The 24,137-nt window shown below is 63.7% G+C and carries 20 protein-coding genes; 10 read left to right on the forward strand and 10 right to left on the reverse strand.

Features of this window, described 5'->3' with window-relative positions:
- Positions 1 to 108 precede the first annotated feature (108 nt).
- The 4 genes from purL to DC363_RS02120 form a co-directional block, all read right to left on the reverse strand.
- On the reverse strand, positions 109 to 2,268 hold the full coding sequence (gene purL / locus DC363_RS02105) for a phosphoribosylformylglycinamidine synthase subunit PurL (protein WP_108639458.1): 2,160 nt from the start codon (positions 2,266 to 2,268) through the stop codon (positions 109 to 111).
- A 125-nt stretch (positions 2,269 to 2,393) separates the two neighbouring features.
- The gene (locus DC363_RS02110; RefSeq protein WP_108639459.1) at positions 2,394 to 2,906 is read right to left on the reverse strand and encodes a hypothetical protein; all 513 of its coding nucleotides are present in this window, start codon (positions 2,904 to 2,906) and stop codon (positions 2,394 to 2,396) included.
- 188 nt (positions 2,907 to 3,094) lie between these two features.
- Positions 3,095 to 3,715, reverse strand: coding sequence for a YdeI/OmpD-associated family protein (locus DC363_RS02115; RefSeq protein ID WP_108639460.1), 621 nt, complete (start codon positions 3,713 to 3,715; stop codon positions 3,095 to 3,097).
- Between the two features lie 245 nt (positions 3,716 to 3,960).
- Positions 3,961 to 4,884 (reverse strand): LysR family transcriptional regulator, encoded by a 924-nt coding sequence (locus tag DC363_RS02120; RefSeq protein ID WP_108639461.1) that lies wholly within the window; start codon positions 4,882 to 4,884, stop codon positions 3,961 to 3,963.
- Between the two features lie 179 nt (positions 4,885 to 5,063).
- Here DC363_RS02120 and DC363_RS02125 point away from each other — a divergent pair, with 179 nt between their 5' ends.
- The 9 genes from DC363_RS02125 to DC363_RS02165 all read left to right on the forward strand — a co-directional run bounded on the left by DC363_RS02125 (position 5,064) and on the right by DC363_RS02165 (position 15,659).
- Positions 5,064 to 8,477: an indolepyruvate ferredoxin oxidoreductase family protein gene (locus DC363_RS02125; protein WP_108639462.1), complete on the forward strand. Its 3,414-nt coding sequence runs from the start codon at positions 5,064 to 5,066 to the stop codon at positions 8,475 to 8,477.
- Between the two features lie 95 nt (positions 8,478 to 8,572).
- Entirely contained in the window at positions 8,573 to 9,382 is an 810-nt protein-coding gene (gene murI, locus DC363_RS02130; RefSeq protein ID WP_108639542.1) for a glutamate racemase, read from the forward strand.
- A 53-nt stretch (positions 9,383 to 9,435) separates the two neighbouring features.
- Positions 9,436 to 10,464, forward strand: coding sequence for an N-acetyl-gamma-glutamyl-phosphate reductase (gene argC, locus DC363_RS02135; protein WP_108639463.1), 1,029 nt, complete (start codon positions 9,436 to 9,438; stop codon positions 10,462 to 10,464).
- A gap of 18 nt (positions 10,465 to 10,482) precedes the next feature.
- A complete protein-coding gene (ccmE, locus tag DC363_RS02140) occupies positions 10,483 to 10,965 on the forward strand; it encodes a cytochrome c maturation protein CcmE (protein ID WP_108639464.1) in 483 nt (160 codons plus the stop codon).
- 60 nt (positions 10,966 to 11,025) lie between these two features.
- On the forward strand, positions 11,026 to 11,637 hold the full coding sequence (locus DC363_RS02145; protein WP_108639465.1) for a holin-associated N-acetylmuramidase: 612 nt from the start codon (positions 11,026 to 11,028) through the stop codon (positions 11,635 to 11,637).
- A complete protein-coding gene (locus tag DC363_RS02150) occupies positions 11,628 to 12,203 on the forward strand; it encodes a holin family protein (RefSeq protein ID WP_108639466.1) in 576 nt (191 codons plus the stop codon). The genes DC363_RS02145 and DC363_RS02150 overlap by 10 nt, the downstream gene beginning before the upstream one ends.
- Positions 12,204 to 12,287: 84 nt before the next feature.
- Positions 12,288 to 14,333, forward strand: coding sequence for a heme lyase CcmF/NrfE family subunit (locus DC363_RS02155; RefSeq protein WP_108639543.1), 2,046 nt, complete (start codon positions 12,288 to 12,290; stop codon positions 14,331 to 14,333).
- Positions 14,330 to 14,782, forward strand: coding sequence for a cytochrome c-type biogenesis protein (locus DC363_RS02160; RefSeq protein ID WP_108639467.1), 453 nt, complete (start codon positions 14,330 to 14,332; stop codon positions 14,780 to 14,782). Before DC363_RS02155 ends, DC363_RS02160 begins: the two co-directional genes overlap by 4 nt.
- Before the next feature lie 100 nt (positions 14,783 to 14,882).
- A complete protein-coding gene (locus DC363_RS02165; protein WP_108639468.1) occupies positions 14,883 to 15,659 on the forward strand; it encodes an enoyl-CoA hydratase-related protein in 777 nt (258 codons plus the stop codon).
- Positions 15,660 to 15,728: 69 nt separating this feature from the next.
- Here the strand turns inward: DC363_RS02165 and gltA are convergent, their stop codons facing one another.
- Positions 15,729 to 17,021 carry a citrate synthase gene (gene gltA / locus DC363_RS02170; RefSeq protein ID WP_108639469.1) on the reverse strand — a complete coding sequence of 431 codons (1,293 nt, stop codon included), beginning with the start codon at positions 17,019 to 17,021 and terminating at the stop codon, positions 15,729 to 15,731.
- Between the two features lie 124 nt (positions 17,022 to 17,145).
- Positions 17,146 to 18,573 carry a glutamate--tRNA ligase gene (gene gltX, locus DC363_RS02175; RefSeq protein ID WP_108639470.1) on the reverse strand — a complete coding sequence of 476 codons (1,428 nt, stop codon included), beginning with the start codon at positions 18,571 to 18,573 and terminating at the stop codon, positions 17,146 to 17,148.
- 83 nt (positions 18,574 to 18,656) lie between these two features.
- Between gltX and DC363_RS02180 the strand changes: the two genes are divergently transcribed.
- The gene (locus DC363_RS02180; RefSeq protein ID WP_108639471.1) at positions 18,657 to 20,744 is read left to right on the forward strand and encodes a ComEC/Rec2 family competence protein; all 2,088 of its coding nucleotides are present in this window, start codon (positions 18,657 to 18,659) and stop codon (positions 20,742 to 20,744) included.
- A 29-nt stretch (positions 20,745 to 20,773) separates the two neighbouring features.
- Here the strand turns inward: DC363_RS02180 and lexA are convergent, their stop codons facing one another.
- The 4 genes from lexA to trpC all read right to left on the reverse strand — a co-directional run bounded on the left by lexA (position 20,774) and on the right by trpC (position 24,073).
- Positions 20,774 to 21,490 carry a transcriptional repressor LexA gene (gene lexA / locus DC363_RS02185; RefSeq protein ID WP_108639472.1) on the reverse strand — a complete coding sequence of 239 codons (717 nt, stop codon included), beginning with the start codon at positions 21,488 to 21,490 and terminating at the stop codon, positions 20,774 to 20,776.
- 113 nt (positions 21,491 to 21,603) lie between these two features.
- On the reverse strand, positions 21,604 to 22,788 hold the full coding sequence (locus DC363_RS02190; protein WP_108639473.1) for a molybdopterin molybdotransferase MoeA: 1,185 nt from the start codon (positions 22,786 to 22,788) through the stop codon (positions 21,604 to 21,606).
- Positions 22,785 to 23,270 (reverse strand): cyclic pyranopterin monophosphate synthase MoaC, encoded by a 486-nt coding sequence (moaC, locus tag DC363_RS02195; RefSeq protein WP_277871149.1) that lies wholly within the window; start codon positions 23,268 to 23,270, stop codon positions 22,785 to 22,787. Before moaC ends, DC363_RS02190 begins: the two co-directional genes overlap by 4 nt.
- Positions 23,267 to 24,073 (reverse strand): indole-3-glycerol phosphate synthase TrpC, encoded by an 807-nt coding sequence (trpC, locus tag DC363_RS02200; RefSeq protein ID WP_108639474.1) that lies wholly within the window; start codon positions 24,071 to 24,073, stop codon positions 23,267 to 23,269. The genes moaC and trpC overlap by 4 nt, the downstream gene beginning before the upstream one ends.
- Positions 24,074 to 24,137: the final 64 nt, after the last annotated feature.

A 24,137-nucleotide genomic window follows, 5' to 3' on the forward strand; every position in this document is an offset into this window, starting at 1 on the left:
AGGCGGCGCGGCGATCCCCCGCAAGGGGGCGCACCTGCGGCGGATCGGCCCGCCGGACGTCCGGTCCGCGCTTTGAACGTGCCGCCCCGGACCGCGCCGGGGTGCGTCTCAGGCGAAGGTGTCGGCGAAGGTGTTGCGGAAGATGTCCGTCAGCTCTGACAGGGGGGCCGAAGCGCCGCCCATGGTCACAAGGTCGCCGTGGAAACGGCCCACGGTGGTCACCGGAACGCCAGCCTGACCGGCGGCGATCATCAGCGCCTCGGCCTTGTCGAAGTTGCAAGCCACGAGGTAGCGGGCCTGATCCTCTCCGAACAGGGTGGGCGTGTCGCCTGCGTCCAACGTCACGCCGGTGCCAGCGGCCTCGGCCATCTCGAACGCCGCAAGCGCAAGGCCGCCGTCGGAGAGATCGGTGCAGGCGTCGATCCACTGGCGGTTGTCGCGGATGAAATCGCCGTTGCGCTTCTCGGCCTCAAGATCAACCTCGGGCGCGTCGCCTTCCTCGCGGTTGAACACCTCCGCCAGAAGCGCGGATTGCCCCAGATGGCCCTCGGTCTCTCCGATCAGCAGGGCGACGTGCCCGTCGCGCGCGGTGCCGCCGATGATGTCGTCCGGATGGTCGATCAAGCCCACGGCGCCGATGGTCGGGGTGGGCAGGATGCCCTGACCGTCGGTCTCGTTGTAAAGCGAGACATTGCCCGAGACGATGGGCATGTCGAGCGCCTTGACCGCCGCCCCGATGCCTTTGATCGCGCCCACGAACTGGCCCATGATCTCGGGCTTTTCGGGGTTGCCGAAGTTCATGTTGTCGGTGGTCGCCAGCGGCTTCGCGCCCACGGCCGTAAGGTTGCGATAGGCCTCGGCCACCGCCTGTGCGCCGCCGCGTTCGGGGTTGGCCTTGACGTAGCGCGGTGTGACGTCCGAGGTGAAGGCCACGGCCTTGTCGGTGCCATGCACCCGCACGATGCCCGCGCCGAGGCCCGGAGCGCGCACGGTGTCGGCCATCACCTGACTGTCGTATTGCTCATACACCCATTGTTTCGCAGCATAATTCGGCGTGGACAGCAGCGCCCGCAGCCCATCGATCGGGTCGATGTTGGGCACGTCGGCCAGCGGCTCGGCGGCGGGCGTCTCAACCCAAGGCCGGTCGTATTCGGGGGCGGAGCCGGACAGGGTCGCCAGCGGCAGATCGGCCTTCACCTCACCGTTGTGCAGGATCAGGAAGCGATCTTCGGCGATGGTCTCGCCCACGATGGCGAAGTCGAGGTCCCATTTCTCGAACACGGCGCGGGCTTCGGCCTCAAGCTCGGGCTTGAGCACCATCAACATGCGTTCCTGACTTTCCGACAGCATCATTTCATAGGCGGTCATATCAGGCTCGCGCTGTGGCACGTTCTCGAGGTTGAGCTTCACGCCCAGCCCGCCCTTGTCGCCCATCTCGACCGCCGAACAGGTCAGCCCCGCGGCCCCCATGTCCTGAATCGAGATCACCGCGCCGGTCGCCATCAGTTCCAGCGTCGCCTCCATCAGACGCTTTTCGGTGAAAGGGTCGCCCACCTGCACCGTGGGGCGCTTGTCCTCGATGGTGTCATCGAATTCGGCGCTGGCCATGGTCGCACCACCAACGCCGTCGCGGCCGGTTTTGGCCCCCAGATAGACCACGGGCATGCCGACGCCCGACGCGGCGGAGTAGAAAATTTTGTCGGTGTCCGCCAGACCCGCAGCGAAAGCGTTCACAAGGCAGTTGCCGTTGTAGGCCGGGTGGAACCGCACCTCACCGCCGACCGTGGGCACGCCGAAACAGTTGCCATAGCCGCCGACGCCTTCGACGACGCCGTGCACAAGCTGCCGCGTCTTGGGGTGGTCCGGCTCACCGAAGCTGAGCGCGTTCATCGCCGCGATGGGCCGCGCGCCCATGGTGAAAACATCGCGCAGGATGCCGCCCACGCCGGTCGCCGCACCCTGATAGGGTTCGATGTAGCTGGGGTGGTTGTGGCTTTCCATCTTGAAAACAATGCATTGGCCATCGCCGATATCGACGATGCCCGCATTCTCACCGGGGCCGCAGATCACTTGCGGGCCGGTCGTAGGCAAGGTGCGCAGCCACTTTTTCGAGGATTTGTAGGAACAATGTTCGTTCCACATGGCCGAGAAGATGCCAAGCTCGGTAAACGTCGGCTCGCGTCCGATGATGTCGAGGATTCGGTCATATTCCGTGTCCGATAGCCCATGGGCTGAAATCAGGTCGGGTGTGATGGCCGGATCTTGCATATGTGTCCCCTCGGATGCTTGGCGCACCCTTTATGCCAAGGGGCGCGAATGGGCAACATCAAGGGTGCCCTGCGCTGCACGAAGGGGTGCGCCCCGGTGCCGCAACACCGGAGCGCGGGGGGCCATTACCCTTGGGTGTCGAGCTGGCCTTCGAGATTGGCGAGGAAGTCCGCCTCGGTCTGCGCGATGGAAATTTCGCCGTCGCTCGTGGCGTCGGCATCCATCATCACGCTGAAGCGCTCGACCTCGGTCTCAAGCGCGTCGTCGATCTCGACGAAGATCTGCTGCTTGTTCTTGGCCTCAAGCATCACCTGATCCACGGTGCCGACGACCGTGCCGTCGGTCAGAACCACGGTATTGCCGTGAAAGTCGCTTTCTTCCGTGATATCGGTGGCGACGTCAGCCTGTGCGGTGACTATCGTATCGGTGTCGCCACCGCCTGCCGTGCCGGTGCCATCGACGTTGGCGTTGGCGTTCGCCGTCAGGTCGGTTCCGACCCCAACCGTGCCAGCGGATGTCGTGGCGTCCACGTTGGCGCCCGCATCAACGCTGCTTTGGGTGCCAACCTCTTGCGCGACGGTGGACGTGGCGAGCAGGCCGGCTGCGGCGGTGGTGGTGAGGAATTTTGCAAAGGACATAGAGCCTCCTTCTTTTTGTGTCCGAAGCGGGGGTGAATTTGCTGTGTCCGCTTCGGTCGCGAAAGGAACGGCTGCCCCGGCCATGAGTTTCCGGGGGCTTTGGGACTGTGCAGGAATTTGCTGACAGGTTTCGCGGGTGCGGTGTCGCTCAGGCCTATGAGCGCCGCCCAAGTCCTTGAAATGGCGGGCTAACGTTCGTTGAACCCCTTGCCGGCGAAAATTTGCGGACGCAGCTTCTCGATGCGGCGGGCGCGGGTGACGCTTTGTTTGGCGCTGCCGATGTGCATGTAGTAGCCGCGTTTGCGACCTGGGGTCAGGGCTGCGAAGGCGTCGGCGAGTTCAGGATCGGCGTCCAATGCATCGGTCAATTCGTCGGGCACGTTATGGTCTTTGACAGTCTTGGGCGGCTTAAGACCCTTGTCGGCGTATTCCTTTGCCTCTTCGAGATAGGCGGCGAGCACCGGGGCCATGGCCTCGACCGTTCGACAATCCGAAAAGCGCACCATGCTCCTTGTCTTGGTGTTGGGGCCAGGCGCTTCGAGTATGCCCTCGGGGTCTTTCAACAAGCTCGCGTTCATATACGTGAAACGGAAATCGTTCTGGAACGCCCCGATCATCGCGATGTTGTGGCCTGCGTGCATATAGACGGGATGGCCCCATTTGACGTGTTCGGACAGTCCTGCGTCAAGACAGATACGCCGTAGAACGATCACCCCATCGTGCCATTTGGCCACGGAACAGGCCGGTGTGTCGAACCGTTTGCAGCGGCCGCACCCCTTTGAGAAGTAGTCTTCGATGTCGGTAATCATATGGCCCCCGCTGTCCCGCAACACCTTATCCGGGTGCTGGAAAAAAGAAAGCCGGGCACAAGGCCCGGCAAAGTCCAACAGGGAGGTATAGAGCGACGCATCGCCCTATGCCTCTGTAATATATTTTGGCGTCCTTCCATTCAAGGCAAATGGAGGCCCGGGCGCTCATAGCCGCTATGCGTGTGACGCATAGAGCACGACAGGAAGTGTCGGGAATTTGGGCCGGGGGGCGGCGCGCTTGCCCCTTAGGTGGTGACTTGCGACAAGGCGTTCTGCCCGTCGCGCATGGTCTTGCGGTAGGCGATCACCTCATCCTGGACGAAGTCGCGGAAGGCGCGGATGCGTTTCGAGCGGCGCAGCTCCTCGGGGTAGGCGAGGTAGACGGGCACATCGTTGCTTTCCAACTCGGGCACGACCCGCACCAACGAGGGGAAATCCTCGGTCACGTAGTCGGGCAGCACGCCGATGCCCAGCCCGCTGACGACAGCCTGCAACACGCCGAAGTAATTGTTCACGTGCAGCACGTTGGGCCGGTAGTCGTGCAAAAGCTGTTTGGTCATCTTGGCCCCCGCTGCGACCTGAAACGCCGTCGGGTTCTGACAGATCAGCCGGTGCCGTGCGATATCCTCTTCGACGTTGGCCGCGCCCGCATGATCGAGATAGGATTGCGACGCGTAAAGCCGCATGGTGACGGTCATCAACCGCTTGCGGATCAGGTCGGCCTGCGACGGCTCTTTCATGCGGATGGCGACGTCCGCCTCGCGCATGGGGAGGTCCAGCACCCGTTCCTCAAGCATCAGGTCGATGTTCAGGTCTGGGTATTTCTCATAAAGGGCGGGCAGGCGCGGGGCGAGCCAGAGCGTGCCGAAGCCGGTGGTCGTCGTGACCTTCAACTCTCCGAAAACCTCTTCCGCGCTGTCCTTGATCCGCGCGCTTGCGGCGTCCAGCCTGCGCGACATGGCCTTGGTGGCATCGAACAGCAATTCGCCCTGTTCGGTCAGGATCAATCCGCGCGCGTGGCGGTGGAACAGAATCGTCGAAAGTGATTCTTCCAGCCCCCGGATCTGGCGCGACACGGCCGATTGCGACAGGTGCAAGGTGTCGCCGGCATGGGTCAGCGATCCGGCATCCGCCACAGCGTGAAAGATTCGTAGCTTGTCCCAATCCATCGGGTTTCCTTTGGTTCATCTTTGCGGCGCACATTATGCGTTTATTGCGCAAACCGCTATGACTGTTTCATTCCGTGAAAATGGCCGGAAAATCCTTTGGTAGGTCAGCAGGTGTGACCTATGATGGAGCCAACAGGATCGCGGCCTGCCCGTGATACCAGCGTTGGGAGGCGCTGCCCATGACCTATCACAATATCAGTCTGAGTGACCGCTTTGACCTTGGCAAATCGCAGGTTCTGCTGAACGGGACGCAGGCGCTGGTGCGGTTGATGTTGATGCAAAAGGCCCGCGACACCGCGCGGGGGCTCAATACCGCGGGCTACGTCACCGGCTATCGCGGCTCTCCGCTGGGGGCGGTCGATCTGACCATGGAGCAGGCCGAGAAAATCCTGACCGAGGCCAAGGTGACGTTCCAGCGCGGCTTGAACGAAGACCTTGCCGCCACTGCGCTTTGGGGCAGCCAGCAGGCCGAGTTGCGGGGCGAGGGGACGCACGACGGCGTCTTCGGGCTTTGGTATGGCAAAGGCCCCGGGGTGGACCGCAGCGGTGACGTCATGCGCCACGCCAACATGGCGGGCGCGTCGAAACATGGCGGCGTTGTCATGGCCATGGGCGACGATCACACCGGCGAAAGCTCCACCACGCTGCACCAATCCGACTGGGCGATGGTCGATGCCTATATGCCCATCGTCTCTCCGGCGGGGGTGCAGGAGATCCTCGATCTGGGCGTCTATGCCTATGAGATGTCGCGTTTTGCGGGGGTCTGGGTGGGTCTGAAAACGATGAAGGACACCATCGAGGTCACGAGCGTCGTCGACGGCGACCCGCACCGGATGCAATTCGTTGCGCCGGAGTTCGAGATGCCCGAGGGCGGGCTGAACATCCGGCTGGTCGACACGCCCGTCGCGCAAGAGGCGCGGATGATCGACTACAAGCGCTTCGCCGCCGAGGCCTTCGCCCGCGCCAACCGCATCGACAAGGCCGTCTGGCCGCGCGAGGGGGCGAAGATCGGGATCGTCGCGGCGGGCAAGAACTGGCTCGACGTGGTGCACGCCATGTCGCTGCTGGGCATCGACAAGGACGAGGGCAGGCGGCTTGGCATCTCGCTTTATAAAGTCGCGCAGGTCTGGCCGCTGGACGCCGAGAGCTTCCACGAATGGGCGGTGGACCTCGACCTTATCATCGTGGTTGAGGAAAAGCGCAAACTGTTGGAAGTGCAAATCAAGGAAGCGATCTTCGACGACCGCAACGGGCGCCGCGTCTATGGCTGGCACAAGGGCGACACCTGGGAGCACGGGCGGCAGGTGGAACTTTTCCCCACGCGCCATGCGCTCGATCCGGTCTGGATTGCCGAGAAGCTGGGCATGATCTTCAAGGAAGAGGGCTGCGGCACCGACGGGATCGACGCGGGGCTCGCCCGCCTCGACGCCGCCAAACGTGCCGACAACGCCGAAGAGATCGCCGCCCGCCTGCCGTATTTCTGCTCCGGCTGTCCGCACAACACCTCGACCCGTGTCCCCGAGGGCGACCGCGCCTATGCGGGCATCGGCTGTCATTACATGGTGCAATGGATGGAGCGCGACACCGTGGGCTTCACCCAGATGGGCGGCGAGGGGGCGAACTGGGTGGGCGAAGCGCCGTTCTCCACCCGCGAGCATGTGTTCCAGAACCTCGGAGACGGCACCTACAACCACTCCGGCGTGCAGGCCATTCGCTTTGCGCTGATGGCGGGCACCAACATCACCTACAAGATCCTCTACAACGATGCGGTCGCCATGACCGGCGGGCAGCACAATGACGGCGACCTCAATGCCGACCAGATCTGCCGCGAGCTTCTCGCCATGGGGGTCAAGACCGTGCATCTGGTCCACGACCCCAAAGAGGGTCTGGACCTGTCCACCATCCCCGCTGGGGTCGCGGTTTCCACGCGCGAGCACCTTGACGAGGTTCAGGAAAAGCTCAGCAAGGTCAAAGGCGTCTCGGCGCTTGTTTATGTGCAGACCTGCGCGGCCGAGAAACGCCGCCGCCGCAAACGGGGCCAGTTCCCCGACCCCGACAAACGCGTGTTCATCAACACCGACGTCTGTGAAGGCTGCGGCGATTGCGGGGTGCAGTCGAACTGCGTCTCGATCGTGCCGGTGGAGACCGAACTGGGCCGCAAACGCGCGATTGATCAATCGTCCTGCAACAAGGATTATTCCTGCGTCGATGGTTTCTGCCCGTCCTTCGTCACCGTGGAAGGCGCGCAGCTGAAGAAAGCCGCCACAGCCGAGATCGACCTGCCGCACCTGCCAGAGCCGAAGCTGCCAGCGATCAACGGCACCCACAACGTGGTGATCACCGGCGTTGGTGGCACCGGCGTCGTGACCATCGGCGCGGTGCTGGCCATGGCCGCCCATGTGGATGGCAAGGCCGCGGGCATGATGGAAATGGCGGGATTGGCCCAGAAGGGCGGCGCGGTGCATATCCATTGCCGCATCGCCGAACACCCCGACGACATTGCGGCGATCCGCGTGGCGACCGGCGAATGCGATGCGCTTATCGGGGGCGATCTTGTGGTCTCTGCCGGTGCCAAGACGCTGGGGCTGATGTCCACCGGCCGCACCCGAGGCGTGGTCAACAGCCATGAGATCATCACCGGCGATTTCACCCGCAACACCCATTTCCAGCTCCCCACCGACCAGCTCGAGGTGGCCTTGCAGGCGCGGTTGCAGGACAATCTGGCGCTGTTCGACGCCTCGGACCTTGCCCGCGCGCTGATGGGGGATGCGATTTTCTCGAACATGATGGTGTTCGGGGCGGTCTGGCAGATGGGCGCGCTGCCCGTGTCGCTTGGGGCGATCCACGCAGCGCTCGAGCTCAACGGCACCGCTGTCGCGCGCAACAAACAGGCGTTCGACTATGGCCGTTGGGCTGTGCTGCACCCTGAAGACGCCGCCCGCGTGATCCGCCCCGATGAGATCGCAATGCCGAAAACCGTGGACGAGAAAATCGCCTTCCGCGCAGACCATCTGACCCGCTACCAGAACGCCGCATATGCCAAACGCTACACCGATTTCGTCGACACCTTCGACGGGGACCTGCGCGAAGCGGTCGCTTTGGGCTACCATAAACTGCTGTCCTACAAGGACGAATACGAGGTTGCGAGGCTGCTGGTCGACACCCGCAAACAGGCGCAGGCCGAGTTTGACGGGGATCTGAAACTGACCCACCACCTCGCCCCGCCGCTTTTGGCACGCAAGGGTCCACGCGGGCGTCCGGCGAAGATCGCCATGCCGCAGATCACCGCAAAGCTCTTCCCGCTTCTGGCGCGGCTCAAGGGGTTGCGCGGCACCGCTTTTGACCCGTTCGGGCGCACTGAAGAACGGCGCATGGAACGCGGGCTGATCACAGAATATGAAGGCGACATGGCCTTCGTGCGCGACGCTGTGCGCTCCGACACCCATGAGGCGGCGCTGGCGCTTGCGAAACTCCCGCTCGAGATTCGCGGCTTCGGTCCGGTGAAACAGGCCAACGCAGCGAAGGCTGCGAAACGGCGCGAGGAATTGCTCGCCACCTTGCGCGCCCCCCAAGGGCGGGCCGCCGCCGAATAGCCCCGAGATAGCGCCAGAGATCGGCACGGTCGCGTATGGATTTCCCGCGCAAAGCGCCCTATGCCTGTGCCGAACAGCAAGCAGAAAGGCATGTGATGGCAGTAGGGATTTTCGACAGCGGTCTGGGGGGATTGACGGTGCTGGACGCGGTGCAAAAGCGCCTGCCGGACGTGCCCTTCATCTATTACGCAGACAGCGCCCACGCGCCATACGGGGTGCGCACGGCCGATGACATCTATGAGCTGACGACAGCCGCCACCCAGAAGCTGTTCGACGCGGGCTGCGATCTGGTGATCCTCGCCTGCAACACGGCCTCGGCGGCCGCCCTGCGCCGGATGCAGGAAGGTTGGGTCCCCGAGGGCAAGCGCGTTCTGGGCGTTTTCGTGCCGTTGATCGAGGCGCTGACCGAGCGGGACTGGGGCGACAATTCCCCCCCACGCGAGGTGGGCACCAAACACGTGGCGCTTTTCGCCACGCCCGCCACGGTCTCGAGCCGCGCCTTCCAGCGGGAACTGGCGTTCCGTGCGGTGGGCGTTGACGTGGAAGCGCAGGCCTGCGGCGGCGTGGTCGATGCCATCGAAGAGGGGGACATGATCCTGGCCGAAGCGCTGGTGAACTCCCATGTCGAGGCGCTCAAGCGCAAGATGCCGAACCCCGATGCCGCCGTGCTGGGCTGCACCCATTACCCATTGCTTGAAAACGAATTCCAGACGGCTTTGGGGCCAGATGTAAAGGTGTTCAGCCAAGCCGATCTGGTGGCCGAGAGCCTCGCGCATTACCTCGACCGGCGCCCCGAGATGGTCGGCGGAGGAGAGGCTGCGTTCCTGACCTCGGGCGACCCGAAAAAGGTCAGTGACCGGGCGACCCAGTTCCTGCGACGACAGATCACATTCCAGGCCGACTGAAGACCCGCTAAGACATAACATGGAGCGCGACATTTGCGCGCGAAGGATTTGATATGACGTATAAAATCGCCATTCTGGGGGCGTCGGGCTATACCGGGGCCGAGCTTGTGCGGCTGATCGCGTCGCACCCGTCGATCGAGATTGCGGCGCTGTCGGGGAACTCTAAGGCGGGCCAGAGCATGGCGCAGGTCTTTCCGCATCTGCGCCACCTTGATCTGCCGACCCTCACCACCATCGAGGATGTGGATTTCGCCGGCATCGATTTGGCTTTCTGCGCGCTGCCACACAAGACCAGCCAAGAGGTGATCGCCAAACTGCCGCGGGACCTCAAGATCGTCGATCTGAGTGCCGATTTCCGGCTACGCGATCCGCAGGCCTACAAGACGTGGTACGGCAACGATCACGCCGCCCCGGAGCTGCAGGAAGAGGCGGTCTACGGCCTCACCGAGTTCTACCGCGACGAAATTGCCAAGGCGCGACTGGTGGCAGGCACCGGTTGCAACGCGGCCACCGGGCAATTCGCCCTGCGGCCGTTGATTTCGGCCGGGGTGATTAATCTGGACGAGATCATCATGGACCTCAAATGCGCGGTTTCTGGGGCCGGCCGGTCGCTGAAGGAAAACCTGCTGCACGCGGAATTGTCCGAAGGGGCCCACGCCTATGCGGTCGGTGGCACCCACCGGCATCTGGGCGAGTTCGATCAGGAGTTCTCCGCTTTGGCCGGACGGCCCGTGCAGGTCCAGTTCACGCCACATCTGATCCCTGCGAACCGCGGTATTCTGGCGACCACTTACGTGAAGGGCGACCCAAAAGCCATTCATAAGGCTCTGGAAATCCGCTATGTGAATGAGACGTTCATCGAAGTGCTTCCCATGAACGAGCACCCGTCGATCCGCCATGTGCGCGGCTCGAATTTCTGTCATATCGGCGTTGTCGCGGACCGGCGCGACGGGCACGCCATCGTGATTGCGGCGCTCGACAATCTGACCAAGGGCTCCAGCGGGCAGGCCTTGCAGAACGCCAACCTGATGTTGGGACTGCCGGAAACCGAAGGGCTGATGATGGCCCCGTTGTTCCCGTAAAGAACGGATGACAAGCTCATGAGATCGCTCAAGAAAACCCGACGCATCCAGATCATTTCAATCGCGATTGCCTGTATCGTCGCGATGCTGTCGGTGCTGTGGTTCCTGCCCGACGACTCATTCCAGTTCTTCCGCTCGCCCACGGAGGTGGTCGACGCGCCCCCCGCCGAAAGCGAGCTGTTCCGCATCGGCGGCATGGTACAGGCCGGATCAATCCAGCGCGGTCAGGGCACCAAGGTCTCATTCGTTGTCACCGATTGCTACAACGCGGTTCCGGTAAGCTACGACGGCATTCTGCCCAGTCTGTTCGAAGAGGGTCAGGGCATGGTCGGGCAGGGACGCTACATCAATGGCACCTTTGAAGCTGTTGAAATCCTTGCCAAACATGATGAGACCTACATGCCGGCCGAGGTCGAGAACATGCACGAGCAGCAGAACTTCTGCGAGCCGCAAGACGCAGCCAAAACCGACGCAACGGCCGCCCCCGCTACCACCGGTTAACCCTGCATCTGCATCCTGCCACGTCATCGGGGACATGCGCCCCGGGATGCTGGGGGAAAGATGCAGACTGTCGAAGACATTGCCAATGAAATCGTCGCCCGCGAGGGGGGCTTCGTCAACGATCCCGATGACCCGGGCGGGGCCACGAACCACGGCGTGACGATCCACACCATGCGCCGCCTCGGCCTTGATCTGGACCGCGACGGAGAGGTGACCACCCGCGACGTGCAGCTTCTCACCCGCGCTCAGGCAACGCGCATTTTCGTGGATCATTATTACCGCAGGCCGCGGATCGACCAATTGCCGGCGCCCGTCCAGCCGTCGGTGTTCGATATGTATGTGAACGCGGGCGCCAATGCGGTGCGCATCCTGCAACGGCTGCTGTGCGACATGCGGATCGAGGTTGCGGTGGAGGGCGTGATCGGGCCGCAAACCCGCGCGGCTGCCGCCCAAGGGATGCAGGCCGCGCCGGATCATTTCGTCGACGCCTACGGGATTGCCCGGCGCAACTACTACTACGCGTTGGCTGACGCGCGCCCGCGCAGCCGCAAATACGCAAGACGGCGGGATGGGGGGAAAGGCGGCTGGATCAAACGGGCCGAGGCGTTCATCTCTGAGCGCTACCACCTGACCGAGGCGCAGCATCGCGAAAGGACGGCACAATGGGATTGATCGACCGGATCTTCACCACAATCTTCGGCGGCGGGCGCAACGTGATCGTCGAGACGGCGGAAGTCTTCCGCGAAAACAGCGAGAAGGGCGCGGCCCGCGATGCGGCTTTGCGCGAACAGGCCCTGCAGCAATACGCGGCGGAGTTCGCCGTTGCCCGCGTGGGCCGGTTCGACCGTCTGATGGATGGGCTGAATCGGTTGCCGCGCCCCTTGCTGGCCTTCGGCACCATCGGGCTGTTCGTGGTCGCCATGGTTGATCCGGTGTGGTTCTCTACGCGGATGCAGGGGATTTCGCTGGTGCCGGACCCTTTGTGGTGGCTCATGGGGGCGATCGTCAGCTTCTACTTCGGCGCACGGCATCAGGCGCACACGCAAGAATTCCAGCGTTCCATCGCGCAGACATTGGCCCGCGTACCCACGGTGGTCGAGAACACCCGCGCGCTTGAGGCCTTGCGCGCGACCACGCCGCAGATCGCCGACACCGCGCCCTCGGCCGCGACCACGCAAGCGGCTGTGACGCCGCAGGACAATCCGGCGCTGCAGGACTGGACCGCTGCGCGGCGCTGACCCTCACGCAGGCGTGACGTTTCGCCCCGTGTGCCCGCGCCGGAACCGCTGGTTCACGGGCTCGAGGCGGTTATACTGCGCGACATGATTGTAGAGCTTGGACATTTCGCATTGATTCTGGCGGCGCTTGTGGGCGTGGTGCAGATGATCGTGCCCCTTTGGGGCGCCCACAAGGGCTGGCGCGGCTGGATGGCCATGGCGCATCCGGCGGCAACGACGCAATTCGCACTGATGGCCTTTAGCTTTCTGGCGCTGACCTATGCCTTTGTGGTCTCGGACTTTTCGGTCCGGCTGGTCTTTGCCAACAGCCATTCCGCTAAGCCGATGCTTTACAAGATCTCTGGCGTTTGGGGCAATCACGAAGGTTCGATGTTGCTGTGGTTGCTGATCCTGACGCTGTTCGGCGCCTGTGCGGCCTGGTTCGGTGGCAACCTGCCGCGCAGCCTGCAGGCCCGCGTGCTGGCCGTTCAGGCGGCGGTGAGCGTCGCCTTCTACGCCTTTATCCTTTTCACCTCGAACCCGTTTGAACGGCTGGAGTTTCCGCCCTTCGATGGCCGCGACCTCAACCCGCTGTTGCAGGACCCCGGCCTCGCGTTTCACCCGCCGTTTTTGTATCTGGGCTATGTGGGCCTTTCCATGGCCTTCTCCTTCGCCATCGCCGCCCTGCTTGAAGGGCGGGTCGATGCCGCATGGGGGCGCTGGGTCCGGCCCTGGACGCTGGCGGCTTGGGTGTTTCTGACCATCGGCATCGCGCTGGGATCGTGGTGGGCCTATTACGAATTGGGCTGGGGCGGCTTCTGGTTCTGGGACCCGGTGGAGAACGCAAGCTTCATGCCATGGCTTCTGGCGGCGGCGCTGTTGCACTCGGCCATCGTGGTCGAGAAACGCGAAAGCCTGAAAGCCTGGACGATCCTGCTGGCGATCCTCGCCTTCGGCTTCTCGCTTCTGGGGACGTTTATCGTGCGCTCCGGGGTGCTGACTTCAGTCCATGCGTTCGCCAACGATCCGGAACGGGGGGTGTTCATCCTCGCCATCCTCGGGGTCTTCGTGGGCGGCGGCTTGCTGCTGTTTGCGTGGCGGGCCACGGCGATGGAGGCCAAGGGCGTCTTCGGCATGGTCAGCCGCGAGACGGCGCTGGTGACGAACAACGTCCTGTTGGCCGTCTCCTGTTTCGTGGTCTTCGTCGGGACGATCTGGCCGCTGGTGGTCGAACTCGCTTCGGCCCGGTCCATGTGGCAGGTCGGAGGCTCTCTGATCGAGAATCCGTTCTATACGATGGGGCTGTTCTCAAAGCCTGAACAGGTCTCGGTCGGGCCGCCGTTCTTCAACGCAGCCTTCACCCCGTTCTTCGTGGCTTTGGCGGTAATCCTTCCCGTGGGCGCGGTGCTGGCGTGGAAACGCGGCAGCCTGCGCCGGGCCGCAGCGCCGATGCTACCGGTTGCGGGTCTGGCCATCGCCCTTGGCGCGCTGGCCTTCGCTTTGCAAACCGGACGCAGCGCCATGGGGCCTGTGGGCGTCGTGCTGGGTGTCTGGGTCGTGGGCGGGGCCGCGATGGACCTGTGGCTGCGCACCGGGCGGGGGGCGATGGGCAACCGTCTGTCGCGCCTGCGCCGCCTGCCGCGCGCCGACTGGGGCAAGTTCACCGCCCATGCGGGCCTTGGCATCACCATTTTCGCCATTGCCGCGCTTATGGCGTGGGAGGATGAGGACATCCGCGTGGCGCAGGTGGGCGACCGCTGGGATGTGGGCATTCACTCCATTCAGCTCAATTCCGTCGACAACGTTGACGGCCCGAACTATTTCGCCGAGCGGGCCGACATGACCGTGTTCCGCAACGGGCGCGAGGTGGGGCACCTCTATCCCGAGAAACGCACCTATCCGGTGGCCGGCATGCCCACGACCGAAGCGGGGATCCGCAACGGGGTGCTGCGCGATGTCTATGTGGTGCTGGGCGACGCGCAAAGCGCGGGAGGTTGGGCCGTGCGTTCCTACATCAAACCTTTCGCGAACTGGATCTGGGGCGGCGCGATCCTGATGGCGCTGGGGGGCTTCATCTCGCTCTCCGACCGACGCTTGCGGGTGGCCGCAGGTGCGGCGCGGCGCAAGCCTGAAGGGGTGCCGGCGGAATGAAATGGCTGGTCCTGATCCTGTCCTTGCTGGTCACGCCGACCTTCGCCGTGCAACCGGACGAAATGCTCAACGATCCGGCGCTTGAGGCGCGGGCCCGCAGCCTTTCCGAAGGCCTGCGCTGCCCGGTCTGCCGCAATGAGAGCATCGACGAGAGCAACGCCGACATCTCGCGCGACCTGCGGCTGCTCCTGCGGGAGCGGCTGGTGACTGGGGACACCGATGAAGAGGCCGTGCAATATCTGGTGGACCGCTACGGGACCTACATCCTGCTCAAGCCGCGGGTCGAGGGGGCGAACCTGCTGCTCTGGATCGCGGCCCCGCTGATGCTGATTATTGCCGGTGGCGTGGCCTTTGTCAGCGTGCGCAGCCGCGCAACCGCCGGGGGCGCCGATCCCCTGAGCGCCGAGGAACAGGCCCGCATTGACGAGATAATGCAGCGCGATCCATAGCCAAGCAGGTTTATCCGTGGGGGCAAAGTGACGGAGGGTTCGGGCTTTCGGCCCGGGATCACTGCGATACACTCGGCCGAGACATTGCAAAGGACGCCCCATGGATTACCAAACCATCCGCCTGACCATCGCCGACGACGTCGCCACGCTGACGCTGAACCGTCCGCAGGTGAAAAACGCCCTTAACACCCAGATGCGCGGGGAGATCACCGACGCGGTCAAAGCCGCCGAAGGCGCCGCCCGCGTGCTGATCCTCACCGGCGCAGGCGATGCCTTTTGTTCCGGTCAGGACCTCGCCGATGGGGGCAACGCGGCAAGCCTTGATCTTGAGGCGACCTTGCGGGACGAATACGTGCCCATGCTCAAGGCGATCTTCGACTGTGCGATCCCGACGATTTCGGCCGTTCAAGGTGTGGCCGCCGGGGCCGGTGCCAACCTTGCGCTGGCGGCGGATGTGGTGATTGCCGCCGAAGAAGCCGCGTTCATTCAGGCCTTTACCCGCATCGGTCTGATCCCCGACGCCGGCGGCACCTATTGGCTGCCGCGCCAGATGGGGGCGGCCAAGGCCATGGGGGCGGCGCTCTTCGCGGACAAAATCACCGGACGGCAGGCGGCGGATTGGGGCATGATCTACGAAGCGGTGCCCGCCGCTGATTTCGAGGCCCATGTGGCCGCTCGAGCCGCCCATTTGGCGCAGGGGCCGACGGCGACCTATGCGCGGGTCAAGGCGGCGATCCGTGGGTCTTTCGACAATACGCTGGACGGGCAACTCGCCGTGGAAGCCCAGCTTCAGGGGGAATGCGGGCAGACGCGGGACTTTCAGGAAGGGGTGCAGGCCTTCTTGCAAAAACGCCCCCCGCAGTATGAGGGGCGTTAACATCTGCGCCAAACCACAGGCACGAAAAAGCCCCCCGGGATCACTCCCGGGGGGCACTTTTTGCCGCTTTTAGCGGTTTTCGATGTCGGTGTAATCGCGCTGCGTCTCACCCATGTAGAGCTGTCGCGGGCGGCCGATTTTCAGCTGCGGATCTGCAAGCTGTTCTTTCCACTGGGAAATCCAGCCCACGGTGCGGGCCACGGCGAAGATCGGCGTGAACATCGACGTGGGGAAGCCCATCGCTTCGAGGATGATGCCGGAATAGAAATCGACGTTCGGGAAGAGCTTCTTTTCCTGGAAATAGGGGTCGGCGACGGCCTGCTTTTCCAGCTCCATCGCGACCTGCAACAGGGGGTTATCCTCAACCCCCAGAAGTTCGAGCACCTCATCGGCGCTTTCCTTCATCACCGTCGCACGGGGGTCGAAGTTCTTGTAAACGCGGTGGCCGAAGCCCATCAGGCGGTAATTGTCGTTCTTGTCCTTGGCGCGGGCGATGAACTCGGGGATGCGGTCGACGGTGCCGATTTCCTTGAGCATTTCCAGCGTTGCCTGGTTGGCGCCCCCGTGGGCCGGCCCCCAAAGGCAGGCGATGCCGGCGGCGATGCAGGCAAAGGGGTTCGCACCGGAGGACGACGCCAGACGCACGGTCGAAGTCGAGGCGTTTTGCTCGTGATCCGCGTGCAGGGTGAAAATCCGGTCCATGGCGCGGGCAAGGATCGGGTTCACCTCATACTCGGCGGCGGGCACGCTGAAACACATGTGCAGGAAGTTCGACGCATAATCGAGATCGTTGCGCGGATAGACGAAGGGCTGACCGATGGAATATTTGTAGGCCATCGCCGCAATCGTCGGCATCTTGGCGATCAGACGGATCGACGCGACCTCGCGCTGGTTTTCGTCGTTGATGTCCGTGCTGTCGTGATAGAAGGCCGACATCGCGCCCACCACGCCGACCATGGTCGCCATGGGGTGGGCATCGCGACGGAAGCCCCGGAAGAAGTTGTGCATCTGCTCGTGAATCATCGTGTGATTGGTCACGAGGGCTTCGAATTCCTCAAGCTGTTCGGCTGAGGGCAGATCCCCGTAAAGAAGCGCGTAGCACACCTCAAGGTAGTGGGATTCGCTGGCCAGTTGCTCGATCGGATAGCCGCGGTGCAAAAGCTCACCCTTGTCGCCGTCGATGAAGGTGATTGTGCTGTCGCAGGCGGCGGTGGACGTGAAACCGGGGTCATATGTGAACACGCCGGCCTGACCATAAAGTTTGCGAACGTCGATCACCTCGGGCCCTGCGGTTGGGGTCAGGATCGGCAGCTCGTAAGACGTGCCATCAATGGTCAGTGTCGCGGTTCTGGTTTCGGCCATAATGTTCCCTTTCTCGGAACGCAGCCCCAAGGTGCGGGCGCGTTTGTGCTTCTTCTGGTCTGCCGCCGGTTACCGCCGTTTGGTAACCAAAACGTTGCGACCGGTTGTGTTCACTGCACGCAGCTTACTGCGTTGCGTCCTTGATCCGGGCGATCGTTTCATCGCGGCCAAGAACCAGCATCATATCAAAGACGGAAGGGGAAACCGGACGCCCGGCAAGTGCTGCACGCAGCGGGCCGGCCAGCTTGCCCAGTTTGGTCTCATGGGCCTCGGCAAGGGCGGCCACGATCCCCTCAAGGTCGTCTCGGGTCCAGCTAGCATTTTGCAACTGCGGCGTCAATTCTGTCAGTATACCTTTGTGCACATCATCCAGCGCCTTGGCGGCCTTCTGATCCGGCACCACGGGCCGTTCGATCAGCAAAAAGTGTGCTTTATCAAGCAGGTCGGGGAAGGTTTTGGCCCGTTCCTTGAGGCTGTCCATGGCCCGTGACATCGCGTCACTCTGGGCGTCGGTCAGGGGAAGCTGACCGGTCGCTTCAAGGAAGGCCTCAAGCTCATGCAGCAGTGCAGCATTGTCGCTGGCCGCCATGTGCTGACCACAGAGATTTTCCAGCTTCTTGAAGTCGAAGCGCGCGGGGCTTTTGCCGATGCCGTCCAGGTCGAACCAGTCGCGCGCCTGTTCGTCGGTGAAGAATTCCGCATCACCATGGGCCCAGCCCAACCGCGTGAGGTAATTGCGCATGCCCGCCGCAGGATAGCCCATGGCCTGATACTCGGCCGCACCGGTGGCCCCGTGGCGTTTTGACAGCTTCTTGCCGTCCGGCCCGAAGATCAGCGGAATATGCGCCAACACCGGCTTGTCCCAGCCCATCGCCTCGTAAATCATGTTCTGGCGAAACGCATTGGCAAGGTGATCGTCGCCGCGGATCACATGGGTCACGCCCATGTCGTGATCGTCGACCACGACGGCCAGCATATAGACCGGCGAGCCGTCGGAGCGCAGCAGCACCATGTCGTCGAGCTGCTCGTTCTGCCAGGTCACATCCCCCTGCACGCGGTCGTGCAGCGTGGTCTCCCCTTGGCGTGGGGCCTTGATGCGGATCACATACGGCAGATCGGGGTGATCAGCCTTGGCCACGTCGCGCCAGGGCGAGCGGAACAGAGTCGAGGTCTTGTTGGCGCGGGCTGCCTCGCGGAAGCCCTCGATCTCTTCCGGGGTCGAGAAACATTTGTAGGCGCTCCCGTCGGCCAGCATCTGGTGGGCCACCTCCTTATGCCGCTCGGCCCGCGCGGCCTGCGAGATCGGCTCGCCGTCCCAGTCGAGGCCGAGCCACGTCAGCCCGTCCAGAATGGCTTGCGTGTTTGCCTCGGATGAGCGCGCCTTGTCCGTGTCCTCGATCCGCAACAGGAACTTGCCACCGCGTCCGCGGGCATAAAGCCAGTTGAACAGCGCCGTGCGCGCGCCGCCGATGTGCAGCGCGCCGGTGGGCGAGGGTGCGAAACGGGTGACGACCGGGCGGGTTTCGGTGGCTGCGGTGGCTGTAGCGGACATGAAATCTTAACCTTTTGCTAACCATCTTTGGAAAAGATGAATGGAGGTCTCGGGGGGATACTAAGGCCGGAGGGGGAGGACAAGTGCAGACGGCTCGTTGGGTCTGGCATCAGGTGCACGTACAGGGGGGGCATCTGTTCGGCTGGGCGCCGGTCTGTCTGGGCGTCGGGATCGCAGGCTATTTTCTCATCCGGTTTGAGCCGCCCGGAGGTCTTTGCGTGACCGCCTTGCTGACCGGCCTCATGCTGCTGATCGGGCAGGGGGTCCTGCCGGACCGAGGCCGGGTGGCGCTTGTCGCGCTGGCGCTCGTGCTGGCGGGTTTCGGTCTGGCCGGGGTGCGGGCGCATCTGGTGGCCGAGCCCGTTCTAGGCTTTCGCTATTTCGGCCCGATCGAGGGGCGGATCGTCGCGATCGACCGCTCCCAATCGGATGCCGTGCGACTGACGTTGGACCGCGTGGTGCTGGCGCGCATGGCGCCGGTGCGTACACCGGCGCGGGTGCGGGTCTCGCTTCACGGCTCGCAGGGGTTTCTTGATCCCGCGCCGGGACAGGTGGTGATGACCACCGGCCATCTGTCGCCCCCGTCCGGGCCGGTTGAACCAGGCGGTTTTGATTTCCAGCGCATGGCCTGGTTTGAGGGGCTGGGCGCGGTCGGTTACACGCGCACACCGCTGCTTTTGGCGCAGGCGTCCCGGGGCGGGGCCGACCTTTGGGTCTACCGTTTGCGCCGGTCCATCAGCGCCGCCGTGCAAGCGCGTCTTCCCGGACCCTCCGGTGCCTTTGCCGCCGCGATCACGACTGGCGATCGGTCGGGGATGGAGCGTGAGAGCCTGCAGGCCTTACGGGCGTCGAACCTCGCACATTTGCTGGCCATCTCGGGGATGCACATGGGGATCCTCGCGGCCTTTGTCTTTGCGACGGTGCGCTACGGGTTGGCCCTGATGCCCGATGTGGCCTTGCGCTGGCCGACCAAGAAAATCGCCGCCGTGGTCGCCCTGGGGGCTGCGGGCTTCTATCTGGCGCTCTCAGGCGGGAACATTGCAACGGAGCGGGCCTTCATCATGGTCGCGGTGATGCTGACGGCGGTGCTGTTCGACCGACGCGCGATGACCTTGCGCGCCGTGGCAATCGCGGCTCTGATCGTCCTGACCTTGCGACCCGAGGCACTGCTGGGCCCGGGGTTCCAGATGTCGTTCGCGGCCACCGCAGCCCTCGTAGCGGTTTTTGCAGCGCTGCGCAGCGTCGACCAAAGCCGCGTGCCACGCTGGATGCGGCCCCTGCTGGCGGTATTCGTCTCCTCGCTCGTGGCGGGGCTCGCCACCGCGCCTTTCGCCGCCTACCATTTCAATCAGATCGCCCGGCTCGGGTTGGTCGCGAACCTGCTGTCGGTTCCGTTGATGGGCCTTCTGGTGATGCCCGCGGCGGTGCTTGCGGCGGTGCTGAGCCTGCTGGGGCTGGAGATGTTGGGCCTATGGCCGATGGACCTGGGCCTTCGGTGGATCTTGGCCGTCGCGCGGTTCATTTCGGCGCAGGACGGGGCGGTGCAGCACGTGGTGACGCCGCCGCCGCATGTCCTGGCGATGATCGCCCTTGGCGGAGTGTTCCTTGTCCTTTGGCGGGGTCCGCTGCGCGGGTTGGGGGGGGTCCCTTTGGTCGTGAGCGCCATTCTCTGGCACGGGGCCGAGCGTCCGGCACTGCTCGTAGCTGATAGCGGTTCGCTCATCGGCGTCCTGACAGAGGGCGGGCGTGCCGTCTCAAAAGAGCGCGGCGAAAGCTTCGCGGTTTCCGTCTGGCTTGAGAACGACGGCGCGCCGGTGCCACAAGAGGTGGCGTTCAGGCGAGACGGATTGCCCGAGCAGAACCGAACCGTGCGCGCCCGGATCGGCGATGCGACGATCCTCAACCTTCGGGGCAAAACCGCCGTGTCTGACCTTGACGGATGTGGCGGCGCGGATCTGTTGATCACCAACCAGCGTTTGTCCCCCCGTACGGGCTGCACGATTTACGACATCGATAGGCTGCGTGAAACAGGCGCGCTTGCGGGGTGGCAAGATGACACCGGGCTGCGCCTCGTATCGGTGCGCGATGTCAACGGGGCCCGGCTTTGGAACGATCTAGACGTGCGGCGGACCCGCGGACCGGTGGCGCGCAGGCTCGACGTGTTGCGGTAGAGTGCAGCACCCAAACTGGCATTGAAGCCCTAATACGAGCGGATCAACCCCACAAGGCGCCCCTGCACCTTGACCTGATCGTCGCGGAACAGGCGGGTTTCATAGGCCGGGTTCGCAGCTTCCAGTGCGATCGCGTTGCCGTTGCGGCGATAGCGTTTCAGTGTGGCTTCCGCATCCTCAACCAAAGCCACGACAATATCTCCGTTGTCGGCGGTCACAGTCTCTCGGATGATGACCACATCGCCATCATTGATGCCCGCGTCAATCATGGAATCCCCTTTGACCTCAAGGGCGTAGTGTTCACCCTTGCCGACCATGGCCGCCGGCACCGCGACGTTGTGACTGACTTCGGAGATCGCCGCGATCGGCACACCGGCGGCAATCCGGCCCATCACCGGAAGGTCGATCACGCCCGCAGCCGCACCCGACGTGGGGAGAGACTGCGCCGCAACGGGGCGTTGGTCCGGGCGGTCGCCATCGATAACCTGCGGCTTGAAGCTGCTTTGGCTCTGGCCGAGCTTCGCTTCCAGCGCATCGGGGAGCTTCACGATCTCAAGTGCGCGGGCGCGATGGGCCAAGCGCCGGATAAAGCCCCGTTCCTCAAGCGCCGTAATCAAGCGGTGGATTCCAGATTTCGATTTGAGATCAAGCGCTTCCTTCATCTCATCAAAGCTTGGGGGAACCCCGTCACGCTGAACGCGCTTGTGAATGAACTCCAGCAGATCGAGTTGCTTCTTGGTTAGCATGGGTCGCTCCCTCAACATCAGACGGTTGCGGTTGTTCTACATAAGTTCCTGTTTTGTGTCAACATGTTCCACGAGCCCCTTGGCGGGCGAGGGTAAAGCGAGAACAAACAGGGTTAGAACGGCAGGATGGTAACGGCATCGCCCGGGGCGCTTACTGGACAGTTGATCGGCCTCAGCAGCAGGCAGTTGGCGGCGGCGAGGACCGTGAGCATTGAGCTGTCCTGCCTGTCGAAGGGCGTCACTTCGCGGTGGTGTTCTGTTTCGGCGAAGGCTGCACGCATGTAATGTGCGCGTGGGCCTCCGGCGGGAAGGGTCGCTGTCAGGCGCGCGGTTAGAGCCTCGGGCAGTACGCACGTTTGACCCAACATGCGGCGGATCATGGGCAACATGAACAATTGCCCGCAAACAACCGCAGAGACTGGATTTCCCGGCAGTCCGAGCACGGCCAAGTCGCCCTTCGCACCGGCCATTAGCGGCTTGCCGGGGCGCATGGCGATTTTGTGGAAACTGCGGGTCACGCCAAAGCGGTCGAGCGCCGGTGCGACGAGGTCGTGGTCGCCCACCGAGGCGCCGCCAATGGTGACGATCAGATCCGCGCCCCAGTCGGCTGCGTCGAGCAGGACCCGGTCGAGCGCAGCAGGCGTATCGGCCGCGATGGGCAGCACCAAGGGGTCGCCCCCGGCCTGTCGCACCATGGCTTGCAGGGCGAAGACGTTGGAGGCGATGATCTGGTCGGCGGTGGGGTTTGCCCCCGGCATCACGAGTTCGTCGCCGTTCGAGATCAACGCGACCTTGGGGCGGCGGGTCACTGTGACCCGCGGGCAATTCATCGCCGCCAAAAGCGCGAGGTCGGCGGGGCCGAGGATGCGAGGGGATTCGACAGAGAATCCGATTTTGAAATCAGCACCTTGCGCTCTGATATTAAGGTTGTCGCTAAGCGGCTCGGTGAGTGTGATACGGTCGCCGTCGCGCGTGACATTCTCTTGCAAAACCACCCGGTCGGCCCCGTCAGGGACCGGCGCGCCGGTGAAGATCCGAATGGCCTGACCTTTGCCGAGCGTCCCGTCCCACCGGTGGCCGGCGGCGGATTCTCCGATAACCGGAAGCGTGTCGCCCTGCAGCGCGTCGCGCAGCGCGTAGCCGTCCATGGCGGAGGTGGGAAAGGGCGGCTGGTCGCGGGTCGCTTTGGCTGGTGCGGCGAGGGTGCGGCCCAGAGCGTCGGCCAAGGAAACCTCTTCGATCGCACCGGGGCGCACGAGATCAAGGCAGAGCGCCTGCGCCTCTTCGACCGGGATCATCTTTCGAACCGGCCCGACGCGCCGCCATCTTTAAGAACGACCTGCAAGCCGCCGATTTCCATGTCTTTTTGCACGGCCTTGAGCATGTCGTAAACGGTGAGTAAGGCGGTGGAGACCGCCGTGAGCGCTTCCATCTCGACCCCGGTCTGGCCGGAGGTTTTGACCGTGGCCGTCACGCGCACGCCGGGCAGGCTGGCGTCGGGTGTCAACTCGAGCGTGACCTTGGTGATCGGTAAGGGATGGCACAGCGGGATCAGATCGGCGGTCTTCTTCGCGCCCTGAATGCCAGCGATCCGCGCGATGCCCAGCACGTCGCCTTTCTTCGCCGTGCCTTCGGTGACAAAGGCCAATGTCGCTTCGGTCATCCGGATCCAGCCCGTGGCCGTGGCGATCCTGTCCGTGACCGGTTTGCCCGAAACATCGACCATATGCGCCTGGCCCGAGCTGTCGAAATGCGAGAGGGAATCGCCGCTTTTGCTCACATCCCGCCCATGGTTTGCGGCGCGGCCAGCAGCTCTCGCGTTGCGGTGGCGACGTCGTCCTTGCGCATGAGGCTTTCGCCGATCAGGAAGCTCCGGGCCCCGAACCGCGCGATATCGGCGAGGTCATCGGGCGAGTCCAACCCGCTCTCGCTGACGATCACCCGGTCTGGCGGCACCAGCTTGGCAAGTTTTCGTGTGACGTCGAGGGAGGTCTCGAACGTGGACAGGTTGCGGTTATTGATGCCGATGAGCGGTGATTTGAGCCGTTCGGCGCGTTCTAGCTCTTCCTGGTTGTGGACTTCGATCAACACGTCCATGTCCCATTCGAAGGCCGCGGCCTCAAGCTCAGCGGCCTGTTCGTCGTCGACGGCGGCCATGATGATCAGGATTGCATCCGCGCCGAGGCCCCGCGCTTCGGTCACCTGATAGGTGTCGAACAGAAAATCCTTGCGCAGGACCGGCAGATCGCAGGCAGCGCGGGCGCGGGTGAGATATTCGTCGGCGCCCTGGAACGACGGTCCGTCGGTTAGCACGCTCAGACAGCTCGCGCCGCCTTCGGCATAGGCTTCGGCGAGAGCTTCGGGATCGAAATCCTCGCGGATCACGCCCTTGGACGGGCTGGCCTTCTTGATCTCGGCGATGAGCCCATAGCCCTCACGGCTGGCTTCGGCCAGACGGTCCGCAAACCCGCGCGTGGGCGAGGCATCGCGCGCGGCGGCTTCGACCTCGGCCTGGGGTCGCTCCTCTTTGCAGGTGGCGATGTGGTCGAGTTTATAGGCTTTGATTTTGTCCAGTATATCCATGGCCCATAGCTAGCGCCGACCCGGGCGGAAGGCAATCGCGGTGGGATGGGGAAGGTGGGAAAAT

Origin of the sequence: Thalassorhabdomicrobium marinisediminis (assembly GCF_003072065.1) — a bacterium.
Classification (GTDB): domain Bacteria; phylum Pseudomonadota; class Alphaproteobacteria; order Rhodobacterales; family Rhodobacteraceae; genus Octadecabacter; species Octadecabacter marinisediminis.

Bases quoted from the DNA above. Each gene is read 5' to 3' on its own strand.
- DC363_RS02125 (WP_108639462.1), top strand. From the start codon at position 5,064: ATGACCTATCACAATATCAGTCTGAGTGACCGCTTTGACCTTGGCAAA.
- DC363_RS02145 (WP_108639465.1), top strand. From the start codon at position 11,026: ATGCAGACTGTCGAAGACATTGCCAATGAAATCGTCGCCCGCGAGGGG.
- DC363_RS02115 (WP_108639460.1), bottom strand. From the start codon at position 3,715: ATGATTACCGACATCGAAGACTACTTCTCAAAGGGGTGCGGCCGCTGC.
- trpC (WP_108639474.1), bottom strand. From the start codon at position 24,073: ATGGATATACTGGACAAAATCAAAGCCTATAAACTCGACCACATCGCC.
- DC363_RS02165 (WP_108639468.1), top strand. From the start codon at position 14,883: ATGGATTACCAAACCATCCGCCTGACCATCGCCGACGACGTCGCCACG.
- purL (WP_108639458.1), bottom strand. From the start codon at position 2,268: ATGCAAGATCCGGCCATCACACCCGACCTGATTTCAGCCCATGGGCTA.
- gltA (WP_108639469.1), bottom strand. From the start codon at position 17,021: ATGGCCGAAACCAGAACCGCGACACTGACCATTGATGGCACGTCTTAC.
- argC (WP_108639463.1), top strand. From the start codon at position 9,436: ATGACGTATAAAATCGCCATTCTGGGGGCGTCGGGCTATACCGGGGCC.
- gltX (WP_108639470.1), bottom strand. From the start codon at position 18,573: ATGTCCGCTACAGCCACCGCAGCCACCGAAACCCGCCCGGTCGTCACC.
- lexA (WP_108639472.1), bottom strand. From the start codon at position 21,490: ATGCTAACCAAGAAGCAACTCGATCTGCTGGAGTTCATTCACAAGCGC.
- DC363_RS02120 (WP_108639461.1), bottom strand. From the start codon at position 4,884: ATGGATTGGGACAAGCTACGAATCTTTCACGCTGTGGCGGATGCCGGA.
- murI (WP_108639542.1), top strand. From the start codon at position 8,573: ATGGCAGTAGGGATTTTCGACAGCGGTCTGGGGGGATTGACGGTGCTG.
- DC363_RS02190 (WP_108639473.1), bottom strand. From the start codon at position 22,788: ATGATCCCGGTCGAAGAGGCGCAGGCGCTCTGCCTTGATCTCGTGCGC.
- DC363_RS02150 (WP_108639466.1), top strand. From the start codon at position 11,628: ATGGGATTGATCGACCGGATCTTCACCACAATCTTCGGCGGCGGGCGC.
- DC363_RS02155 (WP_108639543.1), top strand. From the start codon at position 12,288: ATGATTGTAGAGCTTGGACATTTCGCATTGATTCTGGCGGCGCTTGTG.
- ccmE (WP_108639464.1), top strand. From the start codon at position 10,483: ATGAGATCGCTCAAGAAAACCCGACGCATCCAGATCATTTCAATCGCG.
- DC363_RS02110 (WP_108639459.1), bottom strand. From the start codon at position 2,906: ATGTCCTTTGCAAAATTCCTCACCACCACCGCCGCAGCCGGCCTGCTC.
- DC363_RS02160 (WP_108639467.1), top strand. From the start codon at position 14,330: ATGAAATGGCTGGTCCTGATCCTGTCCTTGCTGGTCACGCCGACCTTC.